The sequence below is a fragment of the Thioalkalivibrio sp. ALE19 genome (assembly GCF_000428605.1).
GTDB lineage: Bacteria > Pseudomonadota > Gammaproteobacteria > Ectothiorhodospirales > Ectothiorhodospiraceae > Thioalkalivibrio.
The window spans coordinates 38,411-60,988 of sequence record NZ_AUAG01000020.1 but is presented as its reverse complement, the minus strand read 5'-3'; the positions used below and the strand labels follow the sequence as shown (position 1 = coordinate 60,988).

Annotated in this window: 19 protein-coding genes and 1 tRNA gene; 6 read left to right on the top strand and 14 right to left on the bottom strand. The window is 69.1% G+C overall.

What is annotated here, in order from left to right; all coding sequences use genetic code 11:
- The first annotated feature begins 67 nt into the window (after positions 1 to 67).
- The 3 genes from F787_RS0109075 to F787_RS0109060 all read left to right on the top strand — a co-directional run bounded on the left by F787_RS0109075 (position 68) and on the right by F787_RS0109060 (position 2,358).
- Entirely contained in the window at positions 68 to 316 is a 249-nt protein-coding gene (locus F787_RS0109075; RefSeq protein ID WP_018936623.1) for a helix-turn-helix transcriptional regulator, read from the top strand.
- Between the two features lie 299 nt (positions 317 to 615).
- Positions 616 to 692: transfer RNA gene (locus F787_RS0109065), tRNA-Val, on the top strand.
- A gap of 136 nt (positions 693 to 828) precedes the next feature.
- A complete protein-coding gene (locus F787_RS0109060) occupies positions 829 to 2,358 on the top strand; it encodes a phospholipase D family protein (RefSeq protein WP_081694114.1) in 1,530 nt (509 codons plus the stop codon).
- Between the two features lie 19 nt (positions 2,359 to 2,377).
- On the opposite strand, the gene F787_RS0109055 is transcribed toward F787_RS0109060, so the two are convergent.
- A complete protein-coding gene (locus F787_RS0109055; protein WP_028491956.1) occupies positions 2,378 to 2,968 on the bottom strand; it encodes a cyclopropane-fatty-acyl-phospholipid synthase family protein in 591 nt (196 codons plus the stop codon).
- A 119-nt stretch (positions 2,969 to 3,087) separates the two neighbouring features.
- Here F787_RS0109055 and F787_RS0109050 point away from each other — a divergent pair, with 119 nt between their 5' ends.
- Complete coding sequence (locus F787_RS0109050; RefSeq protein WP_028491955.1) at positions 3,088 to 3,939, top strand: ion transporter; 852 nt, start codon at positions 3,088 to 3,090, stop codon at positions 3,937 to 3,939.
- Here F787_RS0109050 and F787_RS0109045 read toward each other — a convergent pair.
- From F787_RS0109045 to smc, 5 genes are read right to left on the bottom strand one after another with little or no spacing between them, the layout of a single operon-like run.
- The gene (locus F787_RS0109045) at positions 3,936 to 4,256 is read right to left on the bottom strand and encodes a nucleotidyltransferase family protein (protein ID WP_028491954.1); all 321 of its coding nucleotides are present in this window, start codon (positions 4,254 to 4,256) and stop codon (positions 3,936 to 3,938) included. The two genes, F787_RS0109050 and F787_RS0109045, sit on opposite strands and share 4 nt — an antisense overlap.
- Entirely contained in the window at positions 4,249 to 4,641 is a 393-nt protein-coding gene (locus F787_RS0109040) for a nucleotidyltransferase substrate binding protein (protein ID WP_019570767.1), read from the bottom strand. The genes F787_RS0109045 and F787_RS0109040 overlap by 8 nt, the downstream gene beginning before the upstream one ends.
- Positions 4,638 to 6,761 carry an NAD-dependent DNA ligase LigA gene (gene ligA / locus F787_RS0109035; RefSeq protein ID WP_028491953.1) on the bottom strand — a complete coding sequence of 708 codons (2,124 nt, stop codon included), beginning with the start codon at positions 6,759 to 6,761 and terminating at the stop codon, positions 4,638 to 4,640. Before ligA ends, F787_RS0109040 begins: the two co-directional genes overlap by 4 nt.
- Positions 6,758 to 7,939: a cell division protein ZipA gene (zipA, locus tag F787_RS0109030; RefSeq protein WP_028491952.1), complete on the bottom strand. Its 1,182-nt coding sequence runs from the start codon at positions 7,937 to 7,939 to the stop codon at positions 6,758 to 6,760. The genes ligA and zipA overlap by 4 nt, the downstream gene beginning before the upstream one ends.
- A 31-nt stretch (positions 7,940 to 7,970) precedes the next feature.
- On the bottom strand, positions 7,971 to 11,486 hold the full coding sequence (gene smc / locus F787_RS0109025) for a chromosome segregation protein SMC (protein ID WP_028491951.1): 3,516 nt from the start codon (positions 11,484 to 11,486) through the stop codon (positions 7,971 to 7,973).
- A gap of 148 nt (positions 11,487 to 11,634) precedes the next feature.
- Here smc and queF point away from each other — a divergent pair, with 148 nt between their 5' ends.
- Positions 11,635 to 12,057: a preQ(1) synthase gene (gene queF, locus F787_RS0109020; protein ID WP_018870388.1), complete on the top strand. Its 423-nt coding sequence runs from the start codon at positions 11,635 to 11,637 to the stop codon at positions 12,055 to 12,057.
- 7 nt (positions 12,058 to 12,064) lie between these two features.
- Positions 12,065 to 13,378 carry an FGGY-family carbohydrate kinase gene (locus F787_RS0109015; protein ID WP_028491950.1) on the top strand — a complete coding sequence of 438 codons (1,314 nt, stop codon included), beginning with the start codon at positions 12,065 to 12,067 and terminating at the stop codon, positions 13,376 to 13,378.
- Between the two features lie 30 nt (positions 13,379 to 13,408).
- Here the strand turns inward: F787_RS0109015 and F787_RS0109010 are convergent, their stop codons facing one another.
- The 8 genes from F787_RS0109010 to rlmN are packed head-to-tail and all read right to left on the bottom strand — an operon-like array spanning position 13,409 to position 22,353.
- Positions 13,409 to 14,581, bottom strand: coding sequence for an aminotransferase class I/II-fold pyridoxal phosphate-dependent enzyme (locus F787_RS0109010; RefSeq protein WP_028491949.1), 1,173 nt, complete (start codon positions 14,579 to 14,581; stop codon positions 13,409 to 13,411).
- The gene (gene der, locus F787_RS0109005; RefSeq protein ID WP_028491948.1) at positions 14,565 to 16,010 is read right to left on the bottom strand and encodes a ribosome biogenesis GTPase Der; all 1,446 of its coding nucleotides are present in this window, start codon (positions 16,008 to 16,010) and stop codon (positions 14,565 to 14,567) included. Before der ends, F787_RS0109010 begins: the two co-directional genes overlap by 17 nt.
- A 7-nt stretch (positions 16,011 to 16,017) precedes the next feature.
- The gene (gene bamB / locus F787_RS0109000; RefSeq protein ID WP_019022490.1) at positions 16,018 to 17,208 is read right to left on the bottom strand and encodes an outer membrane protein assembly factor BamB; all 1,191 of its coding nucleotides are present in this window, start codon (positions 17,206 to 17,208) and stop codon (positions 16,018 to 16,020) included.
- 14 nt (positions 17,209 to 17,222) lie between these two features.
- Positions 17,223 to 17,837, bottom strand: a complete 615-nt coding sequence (locus F787_RS0108995) for a tetratricopeptide repeat protein (protein WP_018870393.1) — start codon at positions 17,835 to 17,837, stop codon at positions 17,223 to 17,225.
- Positions 17,838 to 17,850: 13 nt separating this feature from the next.
- A complete protein-coding gene (gene hisS, locus F787_RS0108990) occupies positions 17,851 to 19,125 on the bottom strand; it encodes a histidine--tRNA ligase (RefSeq protein WP_028491947.1) in 1,275 nt (424 codons plus the stop codon).
- Between the two features lie 54 nt (positions 19,126 to 19,179).
- Positions 19,180 to 20,454, bottom strand: a complete 1,275-nt coding sequence (locus F787_RS0108985; RefSeq protein ID WP_028491946.1) for a helix-turn-helix domain-containing protein — start codon at positions 20,452 to 20,454, stop codon at positions 19,180 to 19,182.
- Complete coding sequence (gene pilW / locus F787_RS0108980; RefSeq protein ID WP_018870396.1) at positions 20,447 to 21,220, bottom strand: type IV pilus biogenesis/stability protein PilW; 774 nt, start codon at positions 21,218 to 21,220, stop codon at positions 20,447 to 20,449. The genes F787_RS0108985 and pilW overlap by 8 nt, the downstream gene beginning before the upstream one ends.
- A complete protein-coding gene (gene rlmN / locus F787_RS0108975) occupies positions 21,220 to 22,353 on the bottom strand; it encodes a 23S rRNA (adenine(2503)-C(2))-methyltransferase RlmN (protein ID WP_028491945.1) in 1,134 nt (377 codons plus the stop codon). The genes pilW and rlmN overlap by 1 nt, the downstream gene beginning before the upstream one ends.
- Between the last annotated feature and the right edge of the window lie 225 nt (positions 22,354 to 22,578).

Below are 22,578 nucleotides of genomic sequence, written 5' to 3'. Positions count from 1 at the left end.
ACGTAACGAATACTACAGAACACGAACGTTCCTGTCAAGAACGTTTGTTAGCCAAGAGGCACGAACAATGATCCGATTTCGTCTGAAGGAACGAATAGCGGACAAGGCGTTTCAGGAGGGCCGGCGCATCACGCTGGAGGAGATCTCCAAAGCAACTGGCGTGAACCGGACAAGTCTCTCCAAGATGGCGAATCAGCGGGGTTACAACGCGACCACGGACAGTCTTGACGCTCTCTGCGCCTATTTCGACTGCCAGGTTGGGGACCTCGCCGAATACGTCCCGGACAGCGATGCGAGTGGCGAGGGTGAATCGTGAGGTGCTCCGAAGAGCGGCTCTTGGGCCCGTTCCGGGTGGTGCTCACTTTGGCGAGCCGTTTCCAGGACCTGTCGAAGGGCGTGGGCCACAAAATGGGCTACATGTGGGCTACAGATGGGCCAAAGCCGTTCGAGAGGCTTCGCGCTGAGCGCGCTTTCTTCACTTCTGCCGTCCCCGACATCGACTGACGGACTCCGCGAGAGCTTTGCGTCTACCCGAAAAACCCTGCAGAGACAACATCTTGCAGATCCCTTTGACACACCCTAAAGACGCTGTAGAATACGCGTCTCGGACACGACAGGCGCGTAGCTCAGTTGGTTAGAGCACCACCTTGACATGGTGGGGGTCGGTGGTTCGAGTCCACTCGCGCCTACCAGTTTTGTGAAAGGCGAGCCCGACCTGGTCCGGCTCGCTTTTTTTTCGCCCGGAACCCGTACATCGGGTCGGGCTGCCGGAGATCGGGGCGGTCAGACATGGAGTCCAGGCTCAGGGCGTTGGTAACGGGGCTTGCGGTGCTGTTGCTGGCCTCCGGCTGTGCGTCGCTGGAACCACGCGATGACCGCCCCGCGAATCCGCCCGCCGCACCGGCCGAAGAAGGCCCCCTCGCCGAATGGATCACGCCCCGGGTGGACGCATCCCCGGGGGAATCCGGATTCCGTCTGCTGGATGACGGCGTCGAGGCCTTTCAGTGGCGGGCCTTCAGCGCGCGCAAGGCCGAAGATCGGCTGAGCATTCAGTACTACATCTGGCGCAACGATGCCGCCGGCCGGGCCCTTCTCGGCGAGCTGCTGCGCGCGGCCGACCGCGGGGTCAATGTCTCGGTACTGCTGGACGACATCGATGCCCGCGGCCGCGACGACATCCTCGCCGCCGTCGATCAGCACCCCAACATCGACATCCGCCTGTTCAATCCCTTCCGCACCCGTCACGGGATGCTCGGCAAGGGACTGGAATTCCTGACCCGGGGTGTTCAGCTCAACCGGCGCATGCACAACAAGGCCTGGGTGGTCGACGGCCACCTGGCGATCATCGGCGGGCGCAACATCGGCGACGAGTACTTCGAGGCCAGCCCGGAATACAATTTCGCGGATCTGGACGTGGCGATCGTCGGGCCGATGGCCGCCGAGGTGGAGGCCTCGTTCCACGATTTCTGGAACAGCCAGGGTGCGATCGGCATCGAGCGCGTGGTCTCGCGCCTCCCGGATCCGCCCCGGCTGCGGAAACATCGCGAGGCCCTGCAGGAATGGCTGTCGACACAGAACGACCACCCGCTGCTGCAGAAGGCCCCGGCCGGGCGCCTGCCCCGCGGACATATCGACGATGACGAGGCCTATGTCTGGACCGCGGCGGCGGACTTCGTGGTGGACCCGCCCGCCAAGGCGCTGGACACCGCGGGTTTCGATCCCGAGCGGGATGGCGGGGTCACCCCGGCGCTGCGGGCCCGCTTTTCCGAAGTGCGCGACGAGCTGCGTATCATCACGCCCTATTTCGTGCCGCAGCGGCGAGGCACCCGGGAACTGATCGAGATGGCGGAGCGTGGCGTTCGGGTCAGCGTGCTGACCAATTCGCTGGCCTCCAATGATGTGGTGTTCACCCACAGCGGATATTCACGCCGCCGCCCCACCCTGCTGCAGGGCGGCGTGGAGCTGCACGAGCTGCGCCCCACCGCCCTGCCCAACGGCGAGGAACGGGCCAGGCGCTGGGGCCTGGGCTCTTCGCAGACCAGCCTGCACACCAAGGCGTTCGTGATGGACGGCCACGAAGCGTTCGTGGGCTCCTACAATCTTGATCCACGTTCGGCCTACAGCAATACCGAATCCGGGGTGTTCCTGCGCGAACCGGCGCTGGTCGGCCAGGTGGTGGACCTGCACGAGCGGATTATCCAGCCCGAGTTCGCCTACCGGGTCGAGCTGGACGCCGAGGACAACCTGATCTGGAGCGACGACCAGGGCCGCACGTGGCGGCGCGATCCCAAGGCCGGCCACATGCGTCAGATCCTTTCGGATCTCACCATCCTGTTCCCGGTGGAGAGGCTGCTGTAATACCCGCGGGGCAGCCCGCTCAGGACGGACGCCGGCCGACGACCTGCACCACCGCGCCGCGACCGGTGTGGTAAACCCCTTCGATCACCTCGCGCTCCAGCTCGTGGGCGTAATCGAACTCGAGGCCATCGAGTTCCTCGCTGAGCGCGTTCAGGTCCATCATCAATTCTTCCACCGGCGGGCCACCGGTGCCGTGCGCCAGCTGAGCCGGCGTGTACGCCTCGAGGATGAAAGTACCGCCGGGGCGCAGCCCCTGCACGACATCGGCATGCACGCGGCGACGGATCTCCGGTGGCACGTGACAGAAGATCGACACGATCACATCCCAGCTTTCCGGATCAATGCGGTAGTCAGCCAGATCGGCGACCTCGGTCCGGATACTCACCCCGCGCTCGGCCGCCAGCCGTTCGGCCTTGCGCAGGCCCACCAGGGAACTGTCGACCGCGGTCACGTCGAAGCCCTGTTCGGCCAGAAACACCGCGTTACGTCCCTCGCCCTCGCCCAGGCACAGCGCATCTCCGGGCGGCAGGGTGGCCACGGCCTCGCGCAGGAAGTCGTTCGGCTCGGTGCCGTAGGCGAATTCCTCCGTTGAATAGCGTTCATCCCACATCATCAACTCCTTGCATGTTCCGGGCTCCATTGCCGGGCGCGCGGGATTGGCCTACTCTTGGCGCGCCCTGCAGTCACCCGATTGCTTCTTCATACGTTCGTTTTCACGACCAGGCCACCATGACCGAGACCGGAACCCTGCGCGGCCGCCTGACGGCCCTGATCGAAGCCAATTACACCCAGCGCTTCATCATCGGACTGATCCTGCTGAACGCCCTGACCCTGGGCCTCGAAACCTCGCATGCGGTGATGCAGGCGATCGGCCCCGTGATCAACAGCGCCGACGCGATCATCCTGTCGATCTTCACCGTCGAGGTCCTGACCAAGATGTTCGTCTACCGCCTGCGGTTCTGGCGCAACCCGTGGAACGTGTTCGATTTCTTCGTCGTTGGCATCGCGCTGATCCCGGCTACCGGCCCGTTCTCGGTGCTGCGCGTGCTGCGTCTGCTGCGTCTGGTCTCGCTGGTGCCCAAGCTGCGGTTCATTGTGGAGGCGCTGCTGCGCGCGATCCCGGGTATCATCTCCATCATCGGTCTGTTGCTGCTGATCTTCTACGTGTTCGCGATCATCGCCACCGGGCTGTTCCGCGAAACGCATCCCGAGATGTTCGGCACTCTCGGCGCGACCATGTACAGCCTGTTCCAGGTGATGACGCTGGAAGGCTGGTCGGAAGACGTGGCTCGCCCCGTCATGGAGGAGCACCCCTGGGCGTGGGCATTCTTCGTGCCGTTTATCCTGATCGCCACGTTCACCGTGCTCAACCTGTTCATCGCCATCATCGTGGATGCGATGCAGCGCATGCACGACCGCGCGGTGGAAATCGAAAAGCAGGCCATCCACGACAGCGTTCACGAGGAAAACAAGGCCCTGCACAACGAACTCCAGGCCCTGCACGAAGAGACCAGCGCGCTGCAGGAACGCCTGTCCCGGATGCAGAACCTGCTGGAACAGCGATCGCGCGAAGGACGCTAGCCGGCCTCCCCGGCCCCGCTCTCCGACAGCGGCACGCATTCGGGCCGGATGCGGGCCGCGAACGCCTCCGATATGCGGTGCAGATCCACCACATCCACCGGAAACGGCAGGTCCGACTCGGCGAGGTCGGCCTCCAGTTCCCCGAGGATCGCGAAATCCAGGGCCTCGCCGGCATCCACCAGCAGGTCCAGGTCCGAAGCGGGCGCGCTGCACCCGGTGGCGCGCGAGCCGAACAGCCACACCCGCGTCCCCGCGGGCAAATGCCGGTGCACGAGACGCTCCACCACCTCCCGCTGAGCGGGCGTCAGGTCAACCACCCGGATGCTCCAGCTTCTCGATCAGGGCCTGCACGGCGGGCAGAAAGCTTCGCGCAATCTCGTACACCTCCTCCGCCACGGCTTCGTTATACGTGTGCGAGGTCATGTTGCGGGCCCTGTGGAAGGCAAACCACTGCGCGGGATCCTCGATCAATCGCCGCGTTGCCGCCAGACGAAACAGCTCCCGACGACTGAGCGGCATCACCACCTCGCGCCCCTCATCCTCGACCAGCCGCCGCTGCAGCAGCTTCCACGCCAGCTCGAAGCTGTATTCGAAGCGCTGGATGGTCGCATCGCGGATGAACTCGTCCTTCGGCTGCGCCAGCGCCCGCTCCAGCGAGGCGGCCGCGTCGCGCAGCGGGGTCACCAGCAGGCCGTCGCTCATGCGCTGCCTCCTTCCGTGGCTTCCTCGGCCAGCAGATCCTCGCCCGCCAGCAGCCGCGGCAGTTCCTCCGGGCCCAGCACCGGGACGCCCAGGGATTCGGCCTTCGCGACCTTGGATCCGGGGTCGGCGCCGGCGATGACCGCGCTGGTCTTCTTCGACACCGAGCCGGTGATCTTCGCGCCCAGCGCCTCCAGACGCGCACGCGCCTCGTCGCGGGTCATCTCCTCAAGCGTGCCGGTCAGCACGAACGTGCGCCCCGCCAGCGGGGCCTGCGCGGCCTCGTCCCCGGCGTCACCGGGGGAGGCCGGGGACGGCTCCGGCACCGGCCAGTGCACGCCGGCCGCACGCAGGGCTTCGACCACCTCGCGATTATGCGGCTCGGCGAAGAAATGCACGATGTGTTCGGCCACCACCGGCCCCACGTCCGGGATCGACTGCAGGGTCTCGGCATCCGCCGCCATCAGGGCATCCAGGTCACGGAAATGCGCGGCCAGGGCCTGCGCGGTGACTTCGCCGACCTCGCGGATGCCGAGGGCGAAGATGAAGCGCGCCAGCGTGGTCTCGCGCGCGGTCTCCAGCGCGCGCACCAGGTTGTCGGCCAGTTTCGGCCCCACCCGTTCCAGCTGCTGCAGGGTCTCCGTATCCAGCGCGAACAACTCCGCCGGGGTGCGTACCCGGCCGCTGTCGACCAGCTGCTCGATCAGCTTCTCGCCGAAGCCCTCGATGTCCATGGCGCGACGCGACACGAAGTGCTTGAGCGCCTCGCGCCGCTGCGCCGGACAGACCAGCCCGCCGGTGCAGCGCGCCACCACCTCGCCCTCGGGCCGTTCCACATGCGAGCCACATTCCGGGCAGGTGGCCGGGAGTTCGATCGCGCGGGTCTCCGCCGGCCGCTCGCCTCCGGCGCGACCCACCACCTCGGGGATCACGTCCCCGGCGCGGCGCACGATCACGCGGTCGCCGATGCGGATATCCTTGCGCTCCACCTCGTCCATGTTGTGCAGGCCGGCGTTGGACACCATCACCCCGCCCACCAGCACCGGCTCCAGCCGCGCCACCGGCGTCAGGGCCCCCGTGCGCCCCACGTTGAACTCGACATCGCGCAGCGTGGTGGTGCGTTCCTCGGCCGGGAACTTGTGCGCGATCGCCCACCGCGGGGCCCGCGACACGAACCCCAGCACCTGCTGGTCGGCCAGATCGTCCACCTTGTACACGATGCCGTCGATCTCGTAATCCAGATCGCGCCGCCGCGCGGCCAGCTCGTCGTAATAGCCCAGGCAGCCCTCCACCCCGGTCACCACGCGGCGTTCGGGACACACCGGCAGGCCGAGATCACGCAGGGCGTCCAGCACCGCCGACTGCCGCCCCGGCAGCGCCCCGCCCTCGACATGGCCCACGGAATAGGCAAAGAAACTGAGCGGGCGCCGGGCCGTCACCTTGGGGTCGAGCTGGCGCAGGCTGCCGGCGGCGGCGTTGCGCGGGTTCATGAAACCGCGCTGCCCCTCGGCCTCCAGCCCCTCGTTGAGGCGCAGGAAATCCGCCCGGCGCATGAACACCTCGCCGCGCACCTCCAGCACGGCCGGGATCGCCCCGCCCACGGCCTGCGCCCCGGCCGGATCCAGGCGCAGCGGCACCGGGCGCACCGTGCGCATGTTGGCCGTCACGTCCTCGCCGGTTTCGCCGTCGCCGCGGGTGGCGGCGCGCACCAGCACTCCGTCTTCGAACAGCAGCGAGATCGCCAGCCCGTCCAGCTTGGGCTCGGCCATGTAGGTGACGGCCTGTTCGGCGCGTGCGGGATCACCGGTGTCGCGCGCCAGGCGTTCGCGCACCCGCCGGTCGAAGTCGTGAATCTCCCCGGGCTCGAAGCCGTTGGCCAGCGACAGCATCGGCAGCCGGTGGCGCACCGTCGCGAAGCCCTCGGCCGGCTGCGCGCCCACGCGCTGAGTCGGCGAGTCCGGGGTGATCCATTCGGGGTGCGCGGCCTCCAGCGCCTCCAGCTCGCGCAGGAGTTCGTCATATTCGGCGTCCGAGATCTCCGGGTCGTCGTGGACGTAATAGCGCCGGTTGTGGTGTTCGATCTGTCGGCGCAGCGCCTCCAGGCGCTCGCGGTCGGCGCTCATTGCGTCCTCCCGCGCCGGAGGATGTCGGGCCGGTTGCGCAGCAGCCACTGGTTCAGGTCCTCGCGCATGTGCGCCAGGGTCTGGTTCGTCGCCGTCGACTGTTGCGCGTCCAGGATGGTGCCCCCGAGGTCGCGTGCCAGCGCGTGCGCGTTCTCCAGCAGTGCCTCGAACGCGCGCTGCGGATGGGCACTGTAGTGCACCTGGGTGAACAGGGTGACGCCGGGGGTCATCATGTCCGCCAGGTCCTCGTCACGCAGGGTCCCGGGCGCCACCATGTTGGCCACCGAGAACAGCGGCTGTCGTTTGTCGCTCTCGGGTTCATGGTAGTGGTAGATGTCCATCGCCCCGGGCTTGAGGCCCGCGCGCTCCAGCGCGGCGCCCAGCGCCACGCCGGTGAACGGCTTGTTCCGGGGCGCGACCACGTGCAGCAGGAGAATCTTCTCCTGCAGCGACGCCGACGCGGCGCGCGGGTTCTCGCCCGCCTTCCACGGATCGGACACGTATTCGCCCAGCGATTCCGGATCCGGCCGGTCCGGCTCCTCGATCAGATCGGGATCCACCTCGTGGTCCGGGTCCAGGCGTTCGCCGACCGGGCCACGCGACTTGCGTCCGGCTCCCGGCATGCGCGCGCGCACGGCATCCAGACCCTGGCGAGTGACGGCGATCAGGCGTTCCATCGGCGACGGCTTCGCATTCCGGCGACGCTGGGACGCCGGGGCCGTCCCGCGCCCGGACTCGGGGTCGGGGTCGGGCTCGGGCGCCGCCCGCAGGTCGCCGCCGTAATCGGTCTCGAACCCGCGCGGGCCGGACGCACCATGGTCGGCGGCCCCGGCGCCGGGCTCTTCGTCTTCCAGCACGCCGTAGATGTCGTTGACCGGTTCCTGCGCGGAGGTCGACCCGCGCGGCGCGGCCTCGAACGGATCATCCGGATCGGGCTCCGCATCCGGGCCCGGTGAGGTCACGCCGAGATGCGGCTCGCGCCGTCCGCCGGTCACCCGGGGGCCCTCGTCCAGCGGATCGGGCGCGCCGGCACGGATATGCACCGCATCATCGGCCCAGTCGCCGGCGTCATCGGCCTCGTCACGCTCGCGCGCACGCGTGCGCATGCGGTGCGTGATCCAGATCCCCGCGATCAGGACGATTCCCAGCAGCAGCAGACTCAACCGCATCCAGTCCACGAAAATTCCTCGCTCGTTGCGCCCGGCGCCGTCAGGCCCCGGCCATTTCCACGGCCTCGTCGACGTCCACACTGACCAGACGCGACACGCCCGGTTCGTGCATGGTAACGCCGATCAGCTGTTCCGCCATGGACATGGTCGACTTGTTGTGGGTGATAAAGATGAACTGGATCCGCTCCGACATCTCCCGCAGGAGCTCGCCGAAACGCCCCACGTTGGCCTCGTCCAGCGGCGCATCCACCTCGTCCAGCATGCAGAAGGGTGCCGGATTCAGCTCGAAGATGGCGAATACCAGCGCCGAAGCCGTGAGCGCCTTCTCACCCCCGGACATCAGATGGATGGTGGACAGGCGCTTGCCCGGCGGACGCGCCATAATCGCCACGCCGGTATCCAGCAGGTCGTCGCCGGTCATCTCCAGGCGCGCCTCGCCGCCGCCGAACAGGCGCTGGAATTTCTCCCCCAGCCCGGCGTTGACCTTGTCGAAGGTCTCGCGGAACAGCGTGCGGGTCTCGCGGTCGATGCGCTGCATCGCCGCCTCCAGGGTCTCCAGCGCCTCGATCAGATCGGCGTGCTGTTCCTCCAGATAGCGCTGGCGTTCTTCCAGCTCGCGGGCCTCGTCGATCGCCGCCAGGTTGATCGGCCCGAGCTTCTCGATCGCCCGGTCCAGCTCGGCGATCGCCCGGTCCCATGCCTCCACGCCGGCGTCTTCCGGCAGCTCGGCCGCCAGCTCGCGCGCGTCGAATCCGGATTCCTGCAGCTGTTCGCGCAGCTGTTCCAGCTGCGTGGCCCGTGAACGCTGGTCCAGCCGGTATTCCTCGCAGGTGGAACGCTGCTGCTCGACCCGCTGTTCCAGTTCCGTCAGCTCGCCGGCCACCTCGCGCAGGGCATGATCGCACTCGTCCAGCTGGCCGCGCGCGGCGGTCAGCGCGCTCTCGGCCGCCTGGCGCGCCTCGGCCGCCGCCTGCAGGTCCTTCTTCCACTGTTCCAGCGGGGCACGCCGGCCCTCCAGACCCTCGCGCAGGCGTTCCTGACGCTCGCGATCCTCGCTCAGCTGGCGTTCCAGGCGTTCCCGCTCGCTCTGTTCGCGCTCCAGCCGATGGCGCGCCTCCTGCTCGGCCAGGCGTGCCTTGCCCGCGGCATCGCGTGCCGCACGGGCCTGCTCGCGTGCCTGCTGAAGGGCCTCGCGGGTCGCGGCCACGCGGGCCTCCACGGCTTCCCGATCGGCCTCCAGACCCTCCAGACGCTCGAGTGCCCGATTGCGTTCGGCCTCGGCCTCGTCGAACTGAGTGCGTACGCGTTCGTCCTCCTCGGCGACCTCTTCCAGCTCGCGGTCGATGCGCGCCTGCTGCTGTTCCAGTTGCCGCGCCTGATCGTGCAGCCGCTGCACGCGGTTCTCGCCCTCCTGCACCTGCTTGCGCTGTTCCGCGATCCGCGCGTCCACCGCGTCGCGGGCCTCGCGCGCCGCGCCGATGCGCTCCCTGCGCCCCGCCAGTGAAGCCTCCAGCGCCCGGCTGCGCTCCTGCAGGGCATCGCGCTGCTGCTCCAGCTCGCGTGCCAGACGCACCCGAGCGACCGCCCCGCTGACTTCGGCTTCCAGCGTGCCATGGGACAGCCAGCCCGGGCCCAGCCAGGTCCCGCCGGGCGTGATCACGCTCTCGCCCGGGCCACAGTCCCGGGCCCGCTCGCGCGCCGCCTGCGCATCGGCGGCGCAGTAGATGCCGGCCAGCCAGCGCCGCACGGCTGCCGGACCGCGCACCCGCGCGGCCAGGCTGTCGTCGGGTACCGGCTCGGCGGACGCCGTGCCATCCAGGCGGCGCAGCGGCGCCTCGGGCAGATCGGCCAGGGCCGCGGCCTCCAGCCCCAGGGGATCGCCGGCACCTTCGGGCACCTCGGCTTCCAGCCAGCTCCCCAGCACCGCCTCCACCGCGGTATCCCAGCCGTCCTCGACCTCCAGCGCCTGGACCAGCGGGCGGCCGGCGTCGATACCGTGGCGCCGGGCCCATTCCTCGCGCTGCTTGCGAGTCGCCTCGGGATCGGCCTCGCCACCGAAGGATTCCAGCCCGGCCAGGCGCCCGGCCACCTCGCGGTGCTCGCGCTCCACGGCATGGGCCTGTTCCTGTTCCTCCGCCTGCTCCGCCTCCAGACGTTCCAGCTCGGCGCGCGCCTCGGTGCTGCGCGCCTGCTCCGCCTCCAGGGCCTCGCGCAGTCCGGCGAGCTCGCCCTCCACGCGCTCGGCCTCCTCGCCCGGATGGGTCTGCGGCAGCGCGGCCTTTTCGGATTCCAGCTTCTCGCGCCGGCGCGCGAGGCGCTGGCGGGTCTGTTCGGCGCTGTCCATCCGCGAACGGGCCACCTGTGCGGCCTGACGCGGTTCGGCCAGGTTGCGCTCCCATTCCTGCTGGGCCTCGCGCGCCGCCTGGTCTGCCTGTTCGGCCTCCTCGGCGGCGGCCTCCAGGCGCTGCTGTTCGCGTTCCGCATTCTCCAGCGCTTCGCGCAGGCGCTCGCATTCGCGCTCCGCCTCGCGGATGCGCCCGGCCACCGCATCCTGCTGCTCGCCCGCCGTGCGGATGCGCGTGTCCAGGTCCTCCAGTTCGCGCGTCTCGCGCTCCAGTTCAGCCTCGGCATGGCGAATCGACTGCTCCAGGCGCGATACCTCGGCGGCGCGGTCGTAGTACGCGCTCTGCGCCTCGGACACTGCCGCCTCGCGGTCCACGCGCTGCTGACGCAGGGTCTCGGAGCGGGTGCGCGCGTTCTGTGCCTCGGCCTGCAGCCGGGCGAGTTCGGTCTCGGCGGCGGACAGCTCGGCGCGGCGGCTTTCCAGCGCGGCCTCTTCCGCCTGCAGCCGCAGCAGGATCGCCTCGGCCCGCTTGCGCCGGCGATCCGCGGCCAGCTGCTGGTAGCGCTCCGCGGTCGCCGCCTGTCGGTTCAGCCGCTCCGCCTGCTTGCCCACCTCCTCGCGCAGGTCATCCAGGCGCTCCAGGTTTTCGCGCGTGTGGCGCACGCGGTTCTCGGTCTCGCGCCGGCGTTCCTTGTATTTGGAGATCCCGGCCGCCTCTTCCAGATAGGTGCGCAGGTCCTCCGGACGCGCCTCGATCAGCCGCGCGATCATGCCCTGCTCGATGATGGCGTAGCTGCGCGGCCCCAGGCCGGTACCCAGGAACAGATCCACGATGTCACGCTTGCGCGCGCGATGGCCGTTCAGGTAGTACTTCGATTGCCCGTCGCGGGTAAGCGCGCGCTTGACCGCGATCTCGGTGTAAGCGCTGTATTCGCCGCCCAGTCGCCCTTCGGAGTTGTCGAACACCAGTTCGATGCTGGCCTGTCCCACGGGCTTGCGGCTGGAGGAGCCGTTGAAGATCACGTCCTCGCCGGAATCCCCGCGCAGATGCTTGGCCGAGGATTCGCCCATCACCCAGCGCACGGCATCGATGGTGTTCGACTTGCCGCAGCCGTTGGGCCCCACCACGCCTACCCGGTTGCCGGGCAGCACCAGGGTGGTGGGGTCCACGAAGGACTTGAAGCCGGCCAGCTTGATTCGGGCAAGGCGCACGTCGGTATCCTGGGTGTTCCGCAGCCTGGGGTGTACGGGCGTAGAATGGTACACGCTTACAGGTCGAACGTGACCCCGACGGGAACTCGCGCGCGACCCGCTTCTCCAACCGCGCACGCTAAAACAGCCGAAACACGAGAACGCATTCATGCCCAGCCAGCCGAGCAAGACCCTGGACACCTTCGACAACCCCTCCCCGGACAACAACTTCGCGATCTACATCCGGATCCCGGAGTTCACCTGCCTGTGCCCGGCGACGGGGCAGCCGGACTTCGCCGAGCTGCACCTGCAGTACGTGGCGGACCAGCGCTGCGTGGAGCTGAAGTCGCTGAAGAACTACATGTGGTCGTTCCGCAACGAAGGGGCGTTCCACGAGGCCGTAACCAACCAGATCCTCAACGACCTGGTGGCCGCGACCGATCCGCGGTTCATGCGCCTGACCGCCAATTTCTACGTGCGCGGCGGGATCTACACCACGGTGGTCGCGGAACACCGTCAGGAGGGCTGGACGCCGCCGGAGAGCGTGACCCTGCCGCCGCCGACGCGCAGCCCGCAGGGCACCGAATACTGACATCGCCGTGCACCCGCCCCGGGCCATCGGACTGGACGTCGGCACCTCGGGGGTGCGCGGCGTGCTGCTGGACCCCGACGGAGGGCGCCGCGCCACCGCCAGCCGCGCGCTGGCACCCGCCGGTATCCGGCATGACGGTCCACTGCACGAACATGAGCCGGAGCACTGGTGGGATGCGCTGCAGGGGGTGCTGGCAGAACTGACCGACGGCCTGGAGGGTGAACCCGCCGCCATCGCCGTGGACGGCACCTCGGGCACCCTGCTCTGTACCGACGAACAGGGCCACCCGCTCCACCCGGCGCTGATGTACGACGACCGCCGGGCGGCCCCGGCAGTGCCCCGCCTGGCACGCCTGGCCCCGCCCGAGGCCGCGGTCCACTCGGCCTCCAGTTCCGCCGCCAAGCTCCTGTGGCTGCGCGGCGAGCACGGGCTCTCCGGCGTGCGCCGCGTGCTGCACCCGGCCGACTGGCTGGCCGGCCGCCTGCGCGGGCGCTACGACCGCATGGACGAGAACAATGCCCTCAAGCTGGGCTACGACGTGGTCCGGCGCCGCTGGCCGGAATGGCTGCTCTGCGAGCTCGGCGACGAGACCGGCCTGCTGCCCGAGGTGGTGCCGGCGGGCACCCCGCTGGGCCCGGTGGACCCGGACCTGGCCGCGAACCTCGGCCTGAATCCGGCCTCGCGGGTAGTCGCGGGCACCACCGACTCGATCGCCGGTTTCCTCGCCGCCGGGGTCGCGGATACCGCCACGGGCGTCACCAGCCTGGGCTCGACGCTGGCGCTCAAGCAGCTCTCTCCGCGGCCGCTGTTCGCGCCGCAACTGGGGGTGTACAGCCACCGTCTGGGGGATCGCTGGCTGGCCGGCGGCGCATCGCACAGCGGCGGGGCCGTGCTGCAGCAGTTCTTCGACGATGCAGACCTGGAGCGGCTGGGTGCGGCCCTGGATCCGGAGCGCGACAGCGGCCTGGACTATCTCCCGCTGCCCGGCCCCGGCGAACGCTTCCCCGTCAACGATCCGGATCTGCCGCCCCGCATGGAGCCCCGCCCGACGGACGATGCGCTCTTTCTGCAGGGGCTGTTCGAAGGGATCGCGCGCATCGAGCGCGATGGCTATGCACGGTTGCGGGAACTGGGCGCGCCCGCGCTGCAGCGCGTGGTGACCCTCGGCGGTGGCGCGCGCAGCGCCGCCTGGAGCCGGATCCGGGCGCGCATCCTAGGGGTCGAAGTAAGCATGGCGGCGGACGACGAGGCTGCGGTCGGTACCGCCCGTCTGGCGCGGGGCACCGCGCTCGCGGCGCTGCAGGAACCGGATCCGGCCTGACCCGGAGCCGGGCCCGGTTCTACGCCCGGGTCAGGTCAGCACGCCGCGCAGGCGCTCCACCGCCTCGCGCAGCCGGGCCTCGCTCTGGGTATAGGCGATGCGCAGATGGCGCGCGCCATCGGATGGACTGAAATCGGTCCCCGGCGTCAGCGCCACGCCCGCCTCGTCGAGGATGCGGGCACACAGCGCCTCGGAATCCGCGCCGTGAGCACTGCAGTCGGCGTAGATGTAGAACGCCCCTTCGGGACGTGCACGCACCACCAGGCCGAGTTCCGGCAGGGCCTGCAGCAGGAAGTCGCGACGGCTTTCGAGTTCGCGCACCCGCTGCTGCAGTTCCGCTTCGGTGTCCGGTTCGAACGCGAACATCGCCGCCGCCTGGGCCACGCTGGAAGGCGCCACGAACAAATTCTGCGCCAGACGGCGGACCGGATCGACCCACGACGGCGGCACCACCATCCAGCCCAGGCGCCAGCCGGTCATGGCGAAATACTTGGAGAAGCTGTTGATCACGACCACGTTCGGGTGCAGCGCTGCGGCACTGCGCTCGGGCTCTCCGAACACCAGCTGGCCGTAGATCTCGTCCATGATCACCAGCCCCCCGCGGGCCTCCACCACCGCCACGATCTCCGCGAGGGTCTCGCGCGACAGGCAGGTGCCGGTGGGGTTGGCCGGCGACGCCAGCAGCACGGCGCGGGTCGTGTCGCTCCAGGCCGCGGCTACCGCGTCGGCGGTCGGCTGCCAGGCGTCCTCGGCCGACACCACCAGGGGCCGGGGCCGCGCGCCCCGGGCCGCGACGAACTGCCGGTTGCAGGCGTAGCCCGGGTCCGGCAGCAGCACCTCCTCCCCGGGGTTCACGCCGGCCGCCAGCGCCAGCAGGATGGCCGCCGAGGCCCCGGACGTGACCACGACCCGTTCCGGGTCCAGTTCGGCCGCGTGGCGGTTGCGGTAGTCCTGCGCGATCGCCCGCCGCAGGTTCTCGCGCCCGTGCGCCGGCGTGTAGCGGGTTTCCCCGGCGGCCAGGGCGATCTCGCCGGCGGACACCACGCCGCGCGGGGTCACGAAATCCGGCTCGCCGACCTCCAGATGGATGATGTCGCGGCCGGCGCGCTCGGCCGCCTGGGCACGGTCGAGGATGTCCATCACGCGGAACGGCTCGACCACCTGCGCAAAATCCGACAGGGCGGGCTCAGCGCTTGCGGACATGACGCATCAACCTTTTGCGTTTCTGCTGCTGGCGCGGCGTAAGCTTGTTGCGCCGGCCGGCATAGGGGTTCTTTCCGGAACGGAACTCCAGCCGCAGGGGCGTCCCCACCAGCTTCAGCTGACGGCGGAAGAAGTTCTCCAGATAGCGCTTGTAGGCCCCGGGCAGACGGTCGGTCTGATTGCCGTGGACCACGATCACCGGCGGGTTCTGCCCGCCCTGGTGCGCATAGCGCAGCTTGATCCGCCGCCCGCTGACCAGCGGCGGCGCATGCTCGGCCACCGCGGCTTCCAGCAACCGGGTCAGCTCCGGGGTGGAGATGTCCACGAACGCACTGGCGTGGGCCTCGCGCACGTCGTCCAGCAGGTGCCCGACGTTGGTGCCGTGCAGGGCCGAGATCAGGCGCATGCGCGCGTAATCGACGAAGCCGAGACGACGCTGCATCTCGGACCGGACCCACTCACGATCGTCCGGGTCCATGCCGTCCCACTTGTTCACGGCCACCACCAGCGCACGGCCGGCATCGATCACCAGCCCCAGCAGGTGGGCGTCCTGATCCGACAGGCCGGCACGGGCATCAATCACCATGATCACCACGTGCGCGGCCTCGATCGCCTGCAGGGTCTTGACCACGCTGAACTTCTCGACGGTCTCGTGGACCCGGGCGCGGCGCCGCACCCCCGCAGTGTCGATCAGGGTGTAGTCCTGGTCCTCGCGCGTGAACGGCACGAAGATGCTGTCGCGGGTGGTGCCCGCCACGTCGGTGGCGACCACCCGTTCATCCCCGAGGATGCGGTTGACCAGGGTGGACTTGCCGGCATTGGGCCGCCCCACCACCGCAACACGGATACCCGGCCAGTCGTCCAGCGCGGCCTGCTGGGCGTCCACGTCGAGGCCGTCGCCGGCGCCCTCGCCTTCACCACCCGCCGCTTCCCGATCCCGGGCCACGTCTTCCCGCACGGCCTGCATCAGGCCGCGCACGCCGCGACCGTGGGCCGCGGCGATCGGGGTGACATCGCCCAGGGCCAGGGCGTGGAACTCCGCGCTGACCACGTCGGCATCCAGGCCGTCGGTCTTGTTGACGATGACCCGGGCACGCACGCCACTGGCACGCAGCTGCTCGGCGATCGCCTCGTCCTGCGGCGTCAGGCCGTCACGCGCATCCACCAGGAACAGCACGTGATCGGCCTCGGCGACCGCGCGGCGGGTCTGTTCGGCCATGGCCCGGTCGACCCCTTCTTCCTCGCCGGACAGGCCACCGGTGTCCACCACCATGTAGGGAAACTCGCCCACCCGGCCGATTCCGTACTGGCGGTCGCGGGTCAGACCGGGCATGTCCGCGACCAGCGCGTCGCGCGAGCGGGTGAGCTGATTGAACAGCGTCGACTTGCCCACATTCGGGCGGCCGACCAGCGCGATGACGGGGATCATGAGGGGATCAGGCGTCCTCGTCGATGCGCGCGTCGATCGCGGTCAGCCGACCGTTGTCGGTGATCACGTACAGGGTATCGCCCTCCAGCACCGGCCGTGCCACCACGGCGCCGCGCGCCACGCGGGTGCGGGCGGCGAATTCGCCGTCTTCCAGGTCGAGCCAGTGCAGGTAGCCCTCGAAATCGCCGACGATGGCGTAACCCTCGTGAATCACCGGCGCGGTCACCCCGCGCAGGCGCAGACCCGCGTTTTCCCACAGATCCCCGCCGTTGCGCGGATCCACCGCGCGCACGTGGCTGTCGGCGTCGCTGACCACCATCACGTTGCGGCTGATCGAGACATCCCCGCCCTGATAGGACGAGAACTCCCGGTCCCAGTAGAGCTCGCCGGAATTGAGATCCACCGCGGCCATGCGCCCCTGGTAGCTGACACCCAGCGCCGCACCGCGGTAGACCGGAATATGACCATCCACGTCCACCATGCGCTCGACCTCGGAGCGGCCGGTGGGCACGCCCAGGGTCGCCTCCCACAGGGTGTTGCCGCGGGTGAGGCCCAGCATCATCAGCCGACCGTCATCAAAGCCGGCCAGCACGCGCCCGCCCACGATCTGCGGCACATGCGCCCCGCGCAGACTCAGTGCCGGCGTGGTCCGCAGCGCGGTCCACTGCACCGCACCGGTTGCCGCGTCCATGGCGTGCAGCCGACCGTCATTGGTGCGCGCGATCACCATTCCCGACGCGACCTCCGAGATCCCGATGACTTCGCTGGAGAGCTGATTCCGCCAGCGCTCGCCTTCGCCGTCATCGCTCACCGCAATCGCCAGACCTTCCAGGGTCCCCACAACCACGATGCCCTCGCCGACGCCCACGCCCGAAGCGATGCGCACGTCGTCCAGTCGCGTCTGCCAGGCGCGGGCGCCGGATTCCCGGTCGTGCGCCACGATCCGGCCATCCGCGCCGGCCGCGAACACCCGGTCGTCCTCGATCGCCGGATAGACTTCCCAGAGGAAGCGATCCCCGCCCCGCCCCAGCGAGGCTGACCAGCGTTCGGAGGGTTCGCCGCGCACTTCGAAATCGGTCAGTTCCGCCGGAGGCTCGCTCTCATCCCGGGAAAACAGGCCACAGGCACTCAGTGACAGTGCCAGGCCCGCCACCGCGAACCACTGCAGGGCGTAGCGTATTTTCGCGAAATGATCCATGTCGGCGGGCGTCCTCACGCGGAGAGATCCTCGAATTTCAGTTGCAGGTATTCCGGGCTGTGGCCGGCGTCCAGGGCCTCGCGGTAGCGCTCGCGTGCGGTGTCGTGGTCACCCCGGGCACGTGCCAGATCCCCGTCGAGTTCCAGCCGCAGGCCGCGGAATGCATCGTGCTCGACGGTGGCGAGGACCGATGCGGCTTCGTCCAGGGCCTCGGTCCGGATGAGCTGACGCACCAGCCGCAGACGGAACAGCGCACGATGGCCGTCATCCGGGGCGGCGTCCACGGCCTCGCGCAGGGCGGCCACCGCGGCCTCTTGCTCGCCACCGGCCAGCGCGACCTCGGCGCGATGGGCCCAGGCCAGCGCCACGTAGGGCGTGCGCCCGCCATGTTCGATCAGTTGCCGGGCCATTTCGTCGGCCTGCTCGTACTGGCCGGCGCGCATGCTGAACTGCAGCGCCTGGTACATCTCCGAGGCCTGCTCGGCACGTTCGGCCTGCTGACCGCTCCACCAGTTGTAGCCGAACAGCCCGGCGATCCCGAGTACCAGCCCGGCGATGACCGCCATGCCGTTGTCGGACCACCACTGCTTGATCCGTTCCGCCTTTTCTTCGTCGGTGAGATAACTCATGTCAGGTATTCCTTCAGGATTGCAGGGCGGTGTCCATATGCGCGGACAGATCGGCACGCGCCACGGTCTGCTGTTCGCCGCCCTCGCCGCGCAACGGCTTGACGGTCACGGTGCCCGCCGCGGCCTCGTCGGGCCCCAGTACCAGCGCCACGCGCGCCCCCAGCCGGTCCGCGCGTTTCATCTGCGATTTCATGCTGCCACCGCCGCAGTGCTGTACCAGTTGCAGATCGGGACGCGCCTCGCGAAGTTCCTCGGCCAGTCGCAGCGCTTCGCCCGTCTGTTCCGTATCCGGCACCACCAGATAGGCGTCCGGCACCCCGGCCGCCGGCGCGTCTTCGCGGGCCTCCAGCAGGGCCACCAGGCGTTCCAGTCCCATGGCCATGCCGATTGCCGGCGTCCCGCGTCCACCCAGCTGCTCCACCAGGCCATCGTAACGGCCACCGGCGCACACCGTACCCTGCGCCCCCAGCTCGTCGGTGATCCACTCGAACACCGTATGGGTGTAGTAGTCCAGCCCGCGCACGAGACGCGGGTTGTGCTCCCAGGCAATGCCCAGCGCATCCAGGTGACCGCAGAGCGCATCGAAATGCGCCCGCGATTCCGCGTCCAGATGGTCCATCAGCGACGGGGCCGTGGCCACCACCTCGCGGGTCCCCGGATCCTTGCTGTCGAGGATGCGCATCGGGTTGTCGTACAGCCGGTTGCGGGCCTCTTCGTCCAGCTGCTCCCGATGGGCCTCGAAGTGCGCGATGAGGTGCTCCCGATACTGCGCGCGGCATTCCGGGGTTCCCAGCGTGTTGAGCTCGAGGCGCACGTTGCTCAGACCGAGCATGCGCCACAGACGCGCGGTCATCGCCAGGACCTCGGCATCGATGTCCGGCCCCGGCAGTCCGAACACCTCGACTCCGACCTGATGGAACTGGCGATAACGCCCTTTCTGCGGACGCTCGTGGCGGAACATCGGCCCCATGTACCACAGCCGCTGAACCTGGTTGTGCAGCAGCCCGTGCTGGATGCCGGCGCGCACGCAACTCGCCGTGGCCTCCGGGCGCAGGCTCAGGCTGTCACCGTTGCGGTCCTCGAAGGTGTACATCTCCTTCTCCACGATGTCGGTGACATCGCCGATGGATCGCGCGAACAGCTCCGTGGCCTCCACCAGCGGCATGCGGATCTCGCGGTAACCGTAGCGCGTCAGCAGGTCACGCAACTGGTCCTCGAGGTGCTGCCACAGGTGAACGCTGTCGGGCAGGATGTCGTGCATCCCGCGAATGGATCGGATGGCTTTCATCGGGTGTATTCGGATTGGTATCGGGTTGGGGCGCGCCGGATGATGCGCGCCTGATTATTCTTCCAGATCGAAGCGGGCCGTACGGTCGTCACGGACATGCTCGTCAAACGCCACCGGCTCGCCGTTCAGCGTGAGTTCGACGCCGGCGGCATTGCCCAGGACCGCACGTCCGGGGAGTTCCAGCTGCAGTTCCTCGCGCGTGCCCGGCGAGAGCACGCCGGTCAGAACCACCGCTCCGTCCGTGTCACGGATCTCGACCCAGGACGTCTCATGAACCTCCAGGATCAGTTCGGCCTGCCCGTCCGCGGCCGGCGCCGTTTCGGCCGCCCCGGTCGTTCCCTCGGTGATTTCCCCGGTCATTTCCTCGGGGACTTCGACGACTTCGGTTTCCTCGCCGGCCGTGCCGGCCTCATCCAGCGGGGCCGGCGCAACCGGTTCGTCGATCCCCGCATCCTCGGGCACGGTATCCATGCGCGTGTCCGCCGCGGTCTCCTCCGAACCTTCCTCCGCAGCCGGATCACGTTCCGGCCGGGCCAGGGGTTCCGGCGGTCCGATCGCCGGCGTTTCCGCCTCAACGGTCCCTGTTTCGGTGTCGGTGTCCGTGTCGGGGGAGGTGTCGCCCTCGGTGGCACCGGCCCCCGGCTCGTCTCGTGGCCGGTCTTCGGCCGGATCTTGCCCCGCCGGCTCGTCCCGTGTGGTCTCCGTTTCCAGAGCCGGCAGGCCTTCCAGCCCGTCCCCGATCCCGAACTCCCGCAGCGCGTCCACCGAGACGTCTTCCGCCCAGAACACCGTAGCGACGGCCAGCAGACCCACCACCAGCGCCGCCGCCAGCCAGTACGGCCAGACGGAGCGCCGCAGGGGGCGATGCCTGCGGGTCGCGACCGGGCGCGGTGCCGGCTCCGCCGGGGCACGGCGATCATACGCCTGTACCCAGGGCTCGGGATCCACCCCGAGCTCCCGGGCACAGGAGCGCAGATAGCCGCGCACGTAGGCCGGGGTCATGTGCTCGAAGCGATTGGCCTCGAGGTCCTGCAGCAGTGCCTTCCCCAGATGGGTGCGCCGGGAGAGTTCGGCAATCTCGAGCCCGGCCCCCTCGCGGGCCACGCGCAGTCCGCGTCCCGGCTGCGCATCCTGCTCGTCGCCTTCGCCGCCACCCTGGCTCGTGGGATCGTCCTCGGGCTGGTCGCGAGTCGTGAGGCCCGCGGCCACGGGCGGTTCATCGGGCTCCGGCACGCCCGGATCCCCGCTCAGCGGAGGCCGCGAGGAAGCCGTATCGTCGACGTCCTCGACGCGCCCCAGATCCGGATCCCGGCTTCGCCGCTCAGTCACTCTCGCGCTCCAGGCGCCGCAGCCGTTCGGCTTCGTCACTGTCCGGGTATTCTTCACGCAGGCGGTCGGCGCAGGCACTGGCGTTGCGATCCCGTCCCAGCGCGGTTTCCGACTGGTAACACAGCAGCAGGGTCTCGGCGTTCTCGATGCCGCGTCCGCTCAGTCGCTGCAGGAAGGCGCGCGTCTGCATCGGCTTGCCCGCCTGATAACTGACCGACGCCAGCTCGAGGAGCGCGCGCGGATTCTCCGGGCTGCGTTCCAGTGCATCCCGCAGGCGCTGCTCGGCACGCTCGTATTCACCCGCATCGGCGTAACAGGACCCCGAATTCAGGAGCGCAACATCGCGCCGGTCGTAATCCACGTTGTTGATCGCCTTGTCGAACAGCTCCTGGGCCCGCTCGAACTCGCCCTGGCGGCAGAGCATCGCGCCGGTGCTCACCTGGATATGGGGATCGTCCGGGTCCTGCGCCAGCGCCACCTCGTAGTGTTCGACCGCCTCGTCGACCGCCCCACGGCGTTCATACACCGTCGCCATCCCCAGATTGGCCATCGGATGCCGATGGTCGAACTCCAGCGCCCGCTTCAGGCTGCGTTCGGCCTGTTCCATTTCGCCTTCCCGCAGATAGCCGATGCCGAGCTCCGCATTGATATCCGCCGCTTCTTCGCCATCGCGCCCCGTTTGCCGATCCATCCCGGCACAACCCTGCAGCAATGCCACCAAAACCAGCATTGCGGCCGCCTTCCCCTGCCAGCCACCGCGCATCATCACGATGCCCTCCGTTCGGTTCCCGGGATCTCCGCATGCAGACGGATCATGCGCATCCCGCGATTGGTACGGTCCTCCACCTGACCGACGAGCTGACCGCAGGCGGCGTCGATGTCATCGCCGCGCGTGCGCCGCACGGTGGTCACATAGCCGGCCTTCTGCAGCAGGCGTTCAAAACGTTCGATGTCCGCCTCGGAGGGCCGGTCGAACGGCGCACCCGGAAACGGATTGAACGGGATGAGGTTGAGCTTGCACGGCAGCTCGCGCAGCAGCGCCGCGAGCTCGCGCGCATGTTCCGGCCGGTCATTGACCCCGGCCAGCAGCACGTATTCCACGGTAACCCCGCTGTGCGATCCCGTTGCTTCCACATACCGTCGGCAGGCGTCGATCAGCGGGGCAATCGGGTATTTCCGGTTGATCGGCACCAGCCGGTCCCGCAGCTCGTCATTGGGGGCATGCAGGCTCAGAGCCAGGGCGACATCGGTGTGCCCGGCCAGGCGGTCCAGCGCCGGCACCAGGCCCGAGGTGGACACCGTCACCCGCCGGCGGCTGAGGCCATAGGCATTGTCGTCGGTCATCAGCTGCAACGCCGGGACCACTGCATCGAAATTGGCCAGCGGTTCGCCCATGCCCATCATGACCACGTTGGTCACGGCGCGCGGACGCCCTTCGGGCGCCGGGAGGCGCTGCATGGCCAGCCACACCTGACCGATGATCTCGGCGCTGGTCAGATTGCGGTTGAACCCCTGCTGCGCGGTGGAACAGAAGGTGCAGTCGAGCGCACAGCCCACCTGGGAGGACACGCACAGCGTGCCGCGACCGCTGTCCGGGATGTAAACGGTCTCGATGGCGTTGCCATCGGGGAGACGCAGCACCCATTTGACGGTGCCGTCGTCGGAGGTCTTCTCCAGCGCGACTTCGGGCGGCCGGATCTCCGCCTCGCGCGCCAGCCGCTCGCGCAGCTTGCGCGAGACGTTGGTCATTGCGTCGAACTCCGTGACCCCGCCCTGATGGATCCATTTCGCGACCTGGGTGGCGCGAAAGCGCGGCTCGCCCCATTCCCCGAACAGCTCTGTCAGCTGATCGCGGCTGTAACCCAGCAGGTTGACGGGGGCGTGGTTGGGCAAGGGCATTGTTACGACCGATTGGAGCGGATGCCACAGTGTACTTCGCCCGGGCACCGCATGCCTACAGGGCGACCCCCATCGGCAGGAGGCCGGCCCTGTGGCCGATCGGGCGCCCGGGGAACCTCCTGTGCCCGGTCGGGCAACGCCGGGTCGGCCAGGGGGCTGGCCTCCTGCGGGTCGAACGGGCCGAACCCTGTCCCGGCCGGAGGCCGGGCACATCCAGCCCCCGAC

What these genes read in the sequence shown, in the direction of transcription:
- F787_RS0109075 (WP_018936623.1), top strand. Translation starts at nt 68, where the DNA reads ATGATCCGATTTCGTCTGAAGGAACGAATAGCGGACAAGGCGTTTCAG.
- F787_RS0109055 (WP_028491956.1), bottom strand. Translation starts at nt 2,968, where the DNA reads ATGTGGGATGAACGCTATTCAACGGAGGAATTCGCCTACGGCACCGAG.
- F787_RS0109050 (WP_028491955.1), top strand. Translation starts at nt 3,088, where the DNA reads ATGACCGAGACCGGAACCCTGCGCGGCCGCCTGACGGCCCTGATCGAA.
- F787_RS0109040 (WP_019570767.1), bottom strand. Translation starts at nt 4,641, where the DNA reads ATGAGCGACGGCCTGCTGGTGACCCCGCTGCGCGACGCGGCCGCCTCG.
- ligA (WP_028491953.1), bottom strand. Translation starts at nt 6,761, where the DNA reads ATGAGCGCCGACCGCGAGCGCCTGGAGGCGCTGCGCCGACAGATCGAA.
- queF (WP_018870388.1), top strand. Translation starts at nt 11,635, where the DNA reads ATGCCCAGCCAGCCGAGCAAGACCCTGGACACCTTCGACAACCCCTCC.
- F787_RS0109010 (WP_028491949.1), bottom strand. Translation starts at nt 14,581, where the DNA reads ATGTCCGCAAGCGCTGAGCCCGCCCTGTCGGATTTTGCGCAGGTGGTC.
- der (WP_028491948.1), bottom strand. Translation starts at nt 16,010, where the DNA reads ATGATCCCCGTCATCGCGCTGGTCGGCCGCCCGAATGTGGGCAAGTCG.
- bamB (WP_019022490.1), bottom strand. Translation starts at nt 17,208, where the DNA reads ATGGATCATTTCGCGAAAATACGCTACGCCCTGCAGTGGTTCGCGGTG.
- F787_RS0108995 (WP_018870393.1), bottom strand. Translation starts at nt 17,837, where the DNA reads ATGAGTTATCTCACCGACGAAGAAAAGGCGGAACGGATCAAGCAGTGG.
- hisS (WP_028491947.1), bottom strand. Translation starts at nt 19,125, where the DNA reads ATGAAAGCCATCCGATCCATTCGCGGGATGCACGACATCCTGCCCGAC.
- pilW (WP_018870396.1), bottom strand. Translation starts at nt 21,220, where the DNA reads ATGATGCGCGGTGGCTGGCAGGGGAAGGCGGCCGCAATGCTGGTTTTG.
- rlmN (WP_028491945.1), bottom strand. Translation starts at nt 22,353, where the DNA reads ATGCCCTTGCCCAACCACGCCCCCGTCAACCTGCTGGGTTACAGCCGC.